This window comes from Serratia sp. HNCC26DJ244 (genome assembly GCF_057180565.1).
In genome coordinates this window covers 78,700-89,881 of the sequence record NZ_JBXUGO010000007.1, presented here as the reverse complement: position 1 = coordinate 89,881, position 11,182 = coordinate 78,700, and the positions used below count along the sequence as shown (strand labels likewise).

Sequence of the window (11,182 nt, the reverse complement as noted above, 5' to 3'; positions counted from 1 at the left end):
AACGTCTTTCCTATATTTCCGTTTGACAACCTAGCCAACCTTCACGGCCAGGAAACGGCGCACGCGTTATACAACCTAACGGCAGTGATGCGGTATCTTGTGGTAATAAGTTGCTGAGCGGGCAGAATTCAATCTCTTGCTGTCTGGCACGCTGTAATAACTGCTCAAACATGGCTGACTGCGACATCCCCTCGACTTCCGCATGAATGGTATACACCGGCACGCCAGAGTCATTTTCAATGGCGCGTAAAATGTAATCATTAAAATCTGCCACGCTAACTTCGCGCCCTATCACTTCATCAAAGGTAGGGAGAGTAACGGGAATTTGTACCGTCCCGTGCTGCCCATTGGCTAATAATGGTCGGAACGGATGGGTGCCACGGCAATCACTGTTGTATTGAAAAGCAAATTCTTGTTTCACCTCAACCACCCGCTGGTCAGCTCGCCACCCGGCCACCGCAGAACAGCTAACCGGTTGCCCCATGCAAGCAACCAAGGCATCAACCCCTAACTGAATCTGACGAGCCAATTCGGCTTCTGACCAACGAGCGACACGCGCCTGCCAGCCTTGATGATCCCAGGCATGCAGCCCCACTTCATGACCGGCTGCCACGGTACGTTTGATAACCGGCCCTTGGGTTTTGGCAATAATCCGCCCTGGCCAGGCAGTGCCTGCCAATAGAATATCCCAGCCATACAACGAGGCCGCATTGGAACGCAACATTTTTAGCAGGAATTGAGGCCGAAGCAGGCGCCACAAATGGCGCCCCATATTGTCTGGCCCGACACTGAAGAAGAAACTGGCCTGAATATCATACTTATTAAACAGTTCCAGCAGTCGCGGTACCCCATCACGGGTACCGCTGAAGGTATCTACATCAACGCGTAGGCCAACCTTCTTCATGCATCATTACCTTCCGTTACCGTAGTACGCAGGAAATAGTCCAACGTATCGGCAACGGTTTGCTGCATGGCAATCGTTGGCTGCCAGTCCAGCAAACGGCGAGCGTTTTTGATGCTTGGAGTACGGTGTTCAACGTCCTGATAGCCTTTACCGTAATAAGCGCTGCTCTCTATATCCTTAAACCCGGCAAAAGGTGGGAAATTGCCGCGCAGTGGATGCTGGTTAAAGCTAGCCAACAACATTTCCGCCAATTCACGAATACTCGCTTCGTTAGTCGGGTTGCCGATGTTGATAATTTGCCCATCACACTGACCATCACGGTTTTCAATAATGCGGTACAACGCTTCAATACCGTCATTGATATCAGTAAAGCAACGTTTCTGCTCACCACCGTCCACCAGTTTAATCGGTGAACCTTCAACCAGATTAAGGATCAACTGAGTGATCGCACGGGAAGAACCGATACGTGCGGCATCCAGGTTATCTAAACGTGGGCCCATCCAGTTAAATGGACGGAACAACGTGAATTTCAGCCCTTCTTTGGCACCATAAGCCCAGATGACGCGATCCAGTAATTGCTTGGAAACCGAGTAAATCCAACGCTGCTTGTTGATCGGCCCAACGATGAGACGCGAATGGTCCTCATCAAACTCTTTGTCATCACACATACCGTAAACTTCGGATGTTGATGGAAAAATGATGCGTTTGTTGTATTTCACGCAGTCACGGACGATTTTCAGGTTCTCTTCAAAGTCAAGTTCGAAAACACGTAGCGGGTTACGGGTATACTCAATCGGCGTAGCAATAGCTACCAGTGGCAATATCACATCACATTTCTTGATGTGATATTCGATCCACTCAGAGTGAATACTGATATCCCCTTCCACAAAGTGGAAACGTGGGTTATCCAGGAAACGGCTGATAGCATCAGAACCGATATCCAGGCCATAAATATCATACTGATCTTCACGCAGCAAACGCTCAGTCAAGTGATTACCAATAAAACCGTTAACCCCGAGGATCAGTACACGTGTTCTACGCTTCTTGGTAACACTAGCCTTTGGTGACAAGCGGACATCAGTCACAATGCCCATTTCCAGCGCCAAGCGGCTACCCTGCACGTATAAACCGGACTCACTTTGCCCAGCGACGATTTCCAGCGCCCCTTCACCACAGGCAATAACCAACGGTGATGTGCTTAGCACCGTGCCAGGTTGTTTGTCATGTTGCATATTCAACACACGTGAACGCCAGACAATCAACTGCCGTTGCCCAAGATAGCTGAAGGCACCTGGATAGGGTTCGGTTACGGCACGCACCAGATTGTTGAGCTCACGGGCAGATTTATGCCACTGGATCTCACCGTCAGCCGCAGTACGGCGACCAAAATAACTGGCTTGCGCTTCGTTTTGCGGAGTAAAGATCGCCGTGCCGTTCTTCAGCTTAGGCAACTGCTCTGCCAAGACGACCTTAGCCGCTTCCAACACTTTCTTATGAAGCGTCAAGGCGGTGTCATCTTCGGTAATGGTCACTTTATGCTGACCAACAATATCACCTGCATCTGGGCGCTTAACCATCTTGTGTAGCGTTGCCCCGGTTTCCGTTTCCCCGTTCAATAGGGCCCAATTAATGGGTGCACGACCACGATATTTTGGCAACAGTGAGCCATGCAGATTAAAACCACCTTGCGGGGCCAGAGAGAGGATCTCCTCCCCCAGCATGTTGCGGTAATAGAAAGAGAAAATAATATCTGGCTGCAGTTCACGCACACGTTCGACCCACAGCGGGTGATTCACATCTTCTGGTGCGTAGACAGGCAGATCAAGCTCCGCCCCTTGACGCGCTACAGAGGAGAAGAAGTTGTTCTCACCAGGGTCATCGGTATGTGTAAAAACAGCCTGCACATCATAGCCCGCTTCAATTACTGCTTTTAAGCCGGCACAACCGATATCATGGTAAGCAAATACAATGGCTTTCATTTTTCTTCTTCCTGAGTATTTTTGGTCTGCTTCGCGCCGACCACTTTCTGAACAAAATAACGCGGGCGAGCACGAACATCGTTATAAATACGACCGATATACTCCCCCAGCAATCCCATACCGATAAACTGTGCACCAATAAAGGTAAACAGCACGGCAAACAGGGTGAATACACCGCCAACGGCCCAATCCGGCCCTAAAATCAAGCGCAGTACCAGCAACAATATCGCCAACACAAACCCGGACAACGCAATCACACTACCGACAACACTGAGCAAACGCAGTGGTGTGGTGGTCAGGCAGGTCACCAGGTCATACATGAGATTAATCAGCTTCATCAGGCTGTATTTGGAGTCACCAAACTCACGCTCTGCATGGCTCACTTCAATCTCTGTTGTACAGCGTGCAAACGTATTCGCCAGAATCGGGATAAAGGTGCTGCGCTCATGGCAATGCAGCATTGCATCAATGATATGGCGACGATAAGCCCGCAACATGCAACCGTAATCCCCCATGGATTTACCGGTGGCTCGCTGGATCATCATATTAATCACGCGCGAGGCCGTTTTGCGGAACCAAGAATCCTGACGGTTGGCACGCACCGTACCGACGACGTCATAGCCCTCTTCTGCCACACTAACCAATCGAGGAATTTCTTCTGGTGGATTTTGCAGATCAGCATCCAGTGTGATCACCAGATCACCACTGACCTGATTAAAACCCGCCATAATGGCAGAGTGCTGACCATAGTTACGATTGAGTAATACCGCGATAATACAGCTATCCGGCTGCTCTGCCGCTACGGTCAACATCTCGGCTGAGTTATCACTGCTACCATCATCAACCAAAATGATTTCATACGGTTGCGACAATTGCTTACAGGCAGTGGTGGTGCGTTCCAGTAATGCAGGCAAACTTTCCTGCTCATTAAATACCGGGATCACCACCGACACTTTTTTAATCGGTTCAAAGCGAGACACGTGAAGACTCCAGAATAGAAAATAAGGCATTTACGACGCGGTCAACATCTGCTTCTGTCATATCCGGGAATAAAGGTAACGTGCATAAGCACGCTGAATTCCACTCAGTATTCGGCAAAGAGAGATCCGGATAGCGTTCACGATAATATTTTTGCGTGTGGGCAGCTCGGAAATGCAAACCCGTCCCAACCCCCAACTCTTTCAAGCACTCCATCAATTGGTCACGCTCAATGCCACAACGTTGTGCATCAACACGGATCATAAACAGATGCCACGCATGATCATGGGGATAATCGGGCAACCCTAAAGGCTGAAATGGGGAGTCTTTCAGTGCGCTGAGGTAGCGTTCAGCCAACACTTTGCGCCGCGCGTTAAGCTCAGGCAACCGAGCCAGTTGTACCACGGCAATGGCGGCATGGATATCAGAAAGGTTATATTTATAACCCGGTTCAATCACCTCGGCCTGCGGTTTACGCCCCTGCAATTGACGGTCAAAAGCATCAACAGCCAAGCCATGAAATTTCAAACAACGCAAGCGTTCAGCCAGCGCATCGTCATCAGTGGCAATCAAGCCACCTTCAGCGCAAGTCAGATTCTTGATGGCATGGAAAGAAAAAATCGCTGTACCACGTGCGCCAACCCACTCCCCATTGAAACGCGTCCCAACTGCATGGGCGGCATCTTCGATCAAAGGAATATTATGGCGCTGGGCCACTTCGCGTAACGCCGCTATCGGTAGTGGTGCCCCCGCATAATGAACCGGCACAATGGCTTTAGTCCGTGCAGTAATGGCAGACTCAACATCCGCAGCGCTAACCATCAACGTATCGTGATCCACATCGATCATCACCGGCGTTGCGCCAAGCAATTCGATCATATTGATGGTAGACACCCAGGTCTGGGAAGGTGTAATCACCTCATCGCCTGACCCTATTCCTAATGCCATCAAGGTGATATGCATACCCGCAGTAGCGGAGCAGACAGCAATTGCATGTTTACACCCAAACGTTTTGCAAAACTCACTTTCTAATTGCTGATTTTGCGGCCCGGTAGTGATCCAGCCCGAACGTAATACCTTTTCTACCGCCGCAATCTCTTCATCACCAATCGCTGGACGCGAAAAAGGTAGAAATTGATCCATAATTAAACCCCAAACATCACAAGAATTCTTTAAGTCACGGTAAAACTCTAATGTTTAACAAGTGGTAAACATCAGAGAGTGATCCCAGATAGATCGAATAGGCTATTTTCAAGAAAGGAGCTAACTACCTGTATTACCGATAGATAGCGCTAATAATTTGAAAAATATTTTTATGCTATAATAATTATTTACTTAATTCTAACTGATAGCTTCCATCGTAGCACGAAATTCGAATCATTCAATATTAAATAGTTTTTTAACCGGATTTTTCAGATATTCTTTAAATATATGCCCACGCTTAAGTGACCTCAGTGCACAAGGATAACCAACGCCTAGTAATAGTTACAGCGCCTTGGCTATCAACCAATTTTGATCCCCTAACGCCTGTAGATGAAAATCAATACCATAAACATCGGATAATAACGCTGGTACCATCACTTCCCGCGCACGGCCCTGAGCAACCAAACGCCCTTGATGTAGCAGCCATATCTGGTCTGCCTGCTGTAATGTATGGTTAAGGTCATGTGCACACACCAAGGCAGTGCGGCCACTATGACAAAATTCACCTAGCAGCCTGTCCAACGCCATTTTCTGAGCAATATCCAGGCTGTTGGTGGGTTCATCAAGTAGCAATAGTTGGCTTTGCGGATTCACCGTCGGCCAAACCTGCAGCAGTACCGCAACCAGACGAACACGTTGCCATTCCCCACCGGAAAGTTGTGTCAGCATACGCGGCAACTTATCCTCAAGTTTGAGGATTTGTGTCAGGTAGCAAATCGCCTCTTCCAAATGACTTTCATCTGATCCAGTCGGTTGATGTAGTGCGAGGTATTGAAATACCGTCATCAGTGCCATTGGAGGTTGTTGCTGGCAAAGGTAAGCGCGGTATCTGGCCAGTTGATTGGCTGAATACTCATCGATTGGCACCCCTGATAAGCGGATTTCACCTAGGCCCGGCAATATTCCCGCTAACCGTGCCAACAAGGTGCTTTTCCCTGCGCCATTTGGACCGACCAAATGGAGTTGCACCCCAGCGGCAATCTGCCCAGAAAAGGGGGTCAAACGCCCTGCTACACCTACTTGACTCAATTGCAGCATATTCCTGATATTCCTTACGTCAACAGAGGTTGTTGGTTGATTCCCGTTAACTTTTGCACCGTACCACTGGCTGGCTGGCATTTTTATCTGGCATAGTTATCTGGCATAGTTATCTGGCATAGTTATCTGACATTTTTTGTCCCAATCAACAACCAGATAAATACAGGTGCGCCCAATGTCGCGGTCACCACACCGATAGGTAATTCGGATGAAAAAAGTACAACACGTGCGACCACATCAGCAGCCAATAGCACTCCAGCCCCGGCCATAGCGCAACCCGGCAACAGGAAACGTTGGTTAGTCAACCCCGTCAAACGCAAAATATGCGGAATAACCAGCCCAACAAAACCAATAACGCCCGCTAAAGCCACGCTGGTACCGACCAGCCAACCAATAGCCAGCACGATAAGATTGCGCCAAAGGTGAATAGAAAGACCCAACTGCCTGGCTTGTACCTCACCCAGTGCCATCATATTTAACACCGAACCTTGCAAGCATAACCAGACCAGCACGGGTAACAGCAACAATAATAGCCACTTCTGCCGCCAATCCACTCCGCCAAATCCCCCCATCATCCAATACATCAATTGGCGCAGATCAAGGCTTGAGCTAAAATAAACCGCCCAGATCATCACTGCGCTGCATACCATCCCCAACGCAACCCCCACCAACAGCAAACGGGCATTGCTCAAGCGATGGCGCAAGGCAAAACCCAGCAGCAGAAAAGTCATGGTCAGCGCACCGCCAATGGCACTCAAACTCAGTAATATGACGGGGAGCAAGCCATGCCCCAACAGAACAGCCAGTACTAACGCCACACCAGCACCATTCGCCACACCGAGTAAACCGGGTTCTGCCAACGGATTTTCAAACACTGCCTGCATCGCCGCTCCCGCTACTGCCAGACTCGCGCCAACCACCATCACCGCTAAAGCACGTGGCAGACGCAACTGCCAAACAAATAGTTGGGCTGATTCACTGAACCACTGTGAGGGCCATATCCAGATATCTCCCGCACTTAAGCTGAGAATAAAAACCACTAACATTGCCAGCATCAATAACAACAAATAACGCTTATCACGGCGCTGCTGATTTTGTTGCAACCAAGTGAAGGTGTGATTGGTTGGTGTGTTATTTGGCGTGTGATTGGTTGGCATGTTATTGGCAGACGTGTTATTGGCAGACATAGCGCCAAGCTCCCAGTCCTCATATTTCCCATAAGAAAAAGGCCGCAAACGCGGCCTTTTTGGTTTAATCCAACTTACTCTTTCGGGTTCGCATTCTCAACCCGGCTTTTCAGTTTCTGACCCGGACGGAAGGTGACCACACGACGCGCCGTAATCGGAATGTCTTCACCGGTTTTCGGATTGCGTCCTGGACGTTGGTTTTTATCTCGCAAATCAAAATTACCAAAACCCGATAGTTTCACTTGTTCCCCATTCTCCAGAGCCCGACGGACTTCTTCAAAGAACAGTTCTACCAGGTCTTTGGCGTCCCGTTTGCTAAGCCCAAGCTTTTCAAACAGGTGTTCTGACATTTCAGCTTTAGTAAGCGCCATAGGTTCAATCCCTCAAGGATGCTTGGAACCGCTGTTTTAGCGCCTCTACACATTTCGCAACGGTAGAGGCAATCTCCTCTTCTTCCAGTGTACGGGCATTATCCTGCAATATCAGACTGATAGCCAAGCTCTTGTAACCCTCTGCTACGCCTTTGCCACGATACACATCGAACAAGTTTACGCCAACTATCTGATTTACGCCAACTTTCTTGCACTCTGCCAAAATATCTTCTGCCGCGACGTTTTCAGCCACTACGACAGCAATATCACGGCGGTTTGCAGGGAAGCGGGAAACCTCACGCGCCTGAGGCACAGCGCGGGTCGCGACCTTGTTCCACTCCAGTTCAAATACCACTGTTCTGCCGTTAAGATCCAGTTTACGCTCAAGTTCTGGGTGAATTACACCGATGAAACCGATGCGCTCACCCTGCAAATAAATTGCAGCACTCTGCCCTGGATGTAATGCGGGATTGGCCTCCGATTTGAACTGAATGTCAGATAATTTACCTGTCAATTCTAATACAGATTCCAGATCGCCTTTTAAATCATAGAAGTCCACAGGCTTTCTTGCCAGATCCCAATGTTCTTCGTGTGTATGCCCAGCGATCACCCCTGCCAGCATGACATCCTGACGGATACCCAGATCAGCATGAGTATCAGGCACAAAGCGCAACCCGCTTTCAAACAGGCGTACACGTGTCTGTTGACGATTCTGGTTATATACCACCGCTGACAGCAACCCCGTCCACAATGAGAGACGCATTGCCGACATATCAACGGAAATAGGGCTTGGCAGGATCAGCACCTCTTCATTGGGGTGCAGTAATGCCTGCACTTTCGGATCAACAAAACTGTAAGTAATTGCTTCCTGGAAGCCATGATCCACCAACATGGTTTTCACGCGCTTCAAGTCCAGATCAGATTCACGATGCTGAGACATGACTAAATCGGCACGCACTGGCACATCGGGAATGTTGTTATAGCCATAAATACGGGCAACTTCTTCCACTAGGTCTTCTTCGATTTCCATATCAAAGCGCCAGCTTGGTGCAACCGCCAGCCAATTATCACCCTGCTCAGTTACCTGGCAACCCAAACGGCGCAAAATATCACTCACCTGATTGCTCGGCACCACATGACCAATCAAACGGTCAAGTTTTTCCCGACGCAACAGGATGGAGGCGCGTTTTGGTAAGCTGTTTTCATCGGTAACATCAATCACCGGGCCGGCCTGACCACCGCAGATTTCGATAAGCAAGCTTGTTGCGCGTTCCATGGCTTTGTATTGCAATGCAGGATCCACGCCGCGCTCATAGCGGTGGGAAGCATCGGTATGCAGGCCATGACGACGCGCTCGGCCAGTAATGGCCAGTGGATTGAAAAAAGCACACTCCAGCAATACATCCTGCGTTTCATCATTCACACCAGAATGTTCGCCACCAAAGATACCGCCCATTGCCAGGGCTTTTTGATGATCGGCAATCACTAAGGTATCTGCGCTTAATTTGGCCTCGTTACCATCCAGCAGGCGCAAGGTTTCCCCAGCACTTGCCATACGCACCACAATGCCACCTTCAATGCGATTCAAATCGAAGGCGTGCATCGGCTGACCTAACTCCATCAGTACATAGTTGGTAACATCCACCACTGCATCAATAGAACGAATACCACTACGGCGCAGTTTTTCACGCATCCAAAGCGGTGAAGGTGCCTTTACGTTGATGCCCTTCACTACTCGACCGAGATAACGTGGACACGCCTGTGGCGCTTCTACACGGATTGGCAGCGTATCAGAAATTGTCGCAACCACCGGGCTCATCTCTGGCTCATTCAGCGGCAGTTGGTTCAATACGGCAACATCCCGCGCGACACCAATAATACCCAGGCAATCCGCACGATTTGGCGTCACACTGATTTCGATTGCGTTGTCACTCAGCTTTAAGTAATCGCGAATATCCGTACCAATTGGCGCATCTTGCGGCAATTCAATGATGCCATCATGATCATCGGAGATCGCTAATTCGGAAAATGAACACAACATACCTTCAGACGGTTCGCCCCGTAACTTGGCGGCCTTGATTTTGAAATCACCTGGCAGCACCGCGCCCACGGTAGCCACCGCGACTTTAAGGCCAGTACGGCAATTAGGTGCCCCACAAACGATATCCAGCAGGCGTTCACCCCCGACATCCACTTTAGTGACACGCAGTTTATCGGCATTAGGATGCTGCCCGCACTCCACGACATGCCCCACCACCACACCATCAAAAACACCTGCAACGGCTTCAACGCCATCTACCTCAAGGCCTGCCATGGTGATCTGAGTGGATAATGCTTCGCTGCTGATGGCTGGGTTTACCCACTCACGCAACCAGAGTTCACTGAATTTCATGTGATATTCCCGCCTTACTTAAACTGTTTGAGGAAACGCAGGTCATTTTCGAAAAATGCACGCAAATCGGTGACACCGTAACGCAACATAGTCAAGCGCTCCATGCCCATACCGAAGGCGAAGCCAGAATAGATCTCTGGATCGATGCCAACATTACGTAGCACGTTCGGGTGCACCATGCCGCAACCTAACACTTCCAGCCATTTGCCATTTTTCCCCATCACATCCACTTCCGCTGAAGGTTCTGTAAACGGGAAATAAGAAGGACGGAAGCGGATCTGCAAATGTTCTTCAAAGAAGTTATTAAGGAATTCGTGCAGCGTTCCTTTCAGATTGGTAAAGCTGATATTTTTGTCAACGATCAAGCCTTCCATCTGATGGAACATTGGCGTATGTGTCTGATCGTAGTCATTGCGGTACACACGGCCCGGCGCAATAATACGAATTGGCGGTTGCTGGTTCTTCATGGTGCGGATCTGCACACCGGAAGTCTGAGTACGCAGCAGGCGTGTCGCATCAAACCAGAAGGTGTCATGGTCGGCCCGTGCCGGGTGGTGACCTGGAATATTCAAGGCATCAAAGTTGTGATAGTCATCTTCAATTTCAGGCCCAGTTTCTACTGAAAAGCCCAGCTCACCAAAAAAGGTTTCAATACGTTCAATGGTGCGGCTAACCGGATGCAAACCACCATTCTCTAGGCGACGACCAGGCAAAGAGACATCGATGGTCTCTGCGGCCAAGCGCGCATTCAATACGGCTGATTCCAACGCATTCTTACGTGTATTCAGTGCATCCTGAACATCCTGTTTAGCCTGGTTAATTACTGCACCAGCGGCCGGGCGCTCATCTGCGGGGACATCCCGTAGTGACTGCATCTGCAAGGTAAAATGACCTTTTTTGCCTAAATATTCGACGCGTACCAAATCCAACGCGGCAACATCCTGGGCATCTTCTATGGCTGCTATTGCCTTAGCAACCAGCTCTGCGAGATGTGGCATTATGTTCCTCTTCCTCTGGCCGATATGGCCCTAAGTCATGACTGATAATTTATACCCGTCACCAATGAAGCTGCAGGGTTGTTGGCTGCTCTCGTTCACCCGAATCACTTACCTATGTAAGCTCATCGGGAT

9 protein-coding genes are annotated in these 11,182 nt (G+C 49.4%); all 9 read right to left on the bottom strand.

Going from position 1 to position 11,182, the window contains the following annotated elements:
* Nucleotides 1-10: 10 nt before the first annotated feature.
* Nucleotides 11-904 (bottom strand): 4-deoxy-4-formamido-L-arabinose-phosphoundecaprenol deformylase, encoded by an 894-nt coding sequence (arnD, locus tag AC2A06_RS08095; protein WP_484379949.1) that lies wholly within the window; start codon nt 902-904, stop codon nt 11-13.
* Nucleotides 901-2,883 (bottom strand): bifunctional UDP-4-amino-4-deoxy-L-arabinose formyltransferase/UDP-glucuronic acid oxidase ArnA, encoded by a 1,983-nt coding sequence (gene arnA, locus AC2A06_RS08090; protein WP_484379948.1) that lies wholly within the window; start codon nt 2,881-2,883, stop codon nt 901-903. Before arnA ends, arnD begins: the two co-directional genes overlap by 4 nt.
* On the bottom strand, nt 2,880-3,863 hold the full coding sequence (arnC, locus tag AC2A06_RS08085; RefSeq protein ID WP_484379947.1) for an undecaprenyl-phosphate 4-deoxy-4-formamido-L-arabinose transferase: 984 nt from the start codon (nt 3,861-3,863) through the stop codon (nt 2,880-2,882). Before arnC ends, arnA begins: the two co-directional genes overlap by 4 nt.
* The gene (gene arnB / locus AC2A06_RS08080; RefSeq protein ID WP_484379946.1) at nt 3,850-5,004 is read right to left on the bottom strand and encodes a UDP-4-amino-4-deoxy-L-arabinose aminotransferase; all 1,155 of its coding nucleotides are present in this window, start codon (nt 5,002-5,004) and stop codon (nt 3,850-3,852) included. Before arnB ends, arnC begins: the two co-directional genes overlap by 14 nt.
* 342 nt (nt 5,005-5,346) lie before the next feature.
* Nucleotides 5,347-6,102, bottom strand: coding sequence for a vitamin B12 ABC transporter ATP-binding protein BtuD (btuD, locus tag AC2A06_RS08075; protein ID WP_484379945.1), 756 nt, complete (start codon nt 6,100-6,102; stop codon nt 5,347-5,349).
* Nucleotides 6,103-6,224: 122 nt separating this feature from the next.
* Entirely contained in the window at nt 6,225-7,259 is a 1,035-nt protein-coding gene (gene btuC, locus AC2A06_RS08070; protein WP_484379995.1) for a vitamin B12 ABC transporter permease BtuC, read from the bottom strand.
* Between the two features lie 104 nt (nt 7,260-7,363).
* Nucleotides 7,364-7,660, bottom strand: coding sequence for an integration host factor subunit alpha (gene ihfA, locus AC2A06_RS08065; RefSeq protein ID WP_023490320.1), 297 nt, complete (start codon nt 7,658-7,660; stop codon nt 7,364-7,366).
* A gap of 4 nt (nt 7,661-7,664) precedes the next feature.
* Nucleotides 7,665-10,052, bottom strand: a complete 2,388-nt coding sequence (pheT, locus tag AC2A06_RS08060) for a phenylalanine--tRNA ligase subunit beta (RefSeq protein WP_484379944.1) — start codon at nt 10,050-10,052, stop codon at nt 7,665-7,667.
* 14 nt (nt 10,053-10,066) lie between these two features.
* The gene (gene pheS, locus AC2A06_RS08055) at nt 10,067-11,050 is read right to left on the bottom strand and encodes a phenylalanine--tRNA ligase subunit alpha (RefSeq protein ID WP_023490322.1); all 984 of its coding nucleotides are present in this window, start codon (nt 11,048-11,050) and stop codon (nt 10,067-10,069) included.
* Between the last annotated feature and the right edge of the window lie 132 nt (nt 11,051-11,182).

Excerpts from the sequence above, each read along its gene's own strand:
- arnD (WP_484379949.1), bottom strand. The coding sequence starts at position 904 with ATGAAGAAGGTTGGCCTACGCGTTGATGTAGATACCTTCAGCGGTACC.
- pheT (WP_484379944.1), bottom strand. The coding sequence starts at position 10,052 with ATGAAATTCAGTGAACTCTGGTTGCGTGAGTGGGTAAACCCAGCCATC.
- btuC (WP_484379995.1), bottom strand. The coding sequence starts at position 7,259 with ATGCCAACCAATCACACGCCAAATAACACACCAACCAATCACACCTTC.
- arnB (WP_484379946.1), bottom strand. The coding sequence starts at position 5,004 with ATGGATCAATTTCTACCTTTTTCGCGTCCAGCGATTGGTGATGAAGAG.
- btuD (WP_484379945.1), bottom strand. The coding sequence starts at position 6,102 with ATGCTGCAATTGAGTCAAGTAGGTGTAGCAGGGCGTTTGACCCCCTTT.
- ihfA (WP_023490320.1), bottom strand. The coding sequence starts at position 7,660 with ATGGCGCTTACTAAAGCTGAAATGTCAGAACACCTGTTTGAAAAGCTT.
- pheS (WP_023490322.1), bottom strand. The coding sequence starts at position 11,050 with ATGCCACATCTCGCAGAGCTGGTTGCTAAGGCAATAGCAGCCATAGAA.
- arnA (WP_484379948.1), bottom strand. The coding sequence starts at position 2,883 with ATGAAAGCCATTGTATTTGCTTACCATGATATCGGTTGTGCCGGCTTA.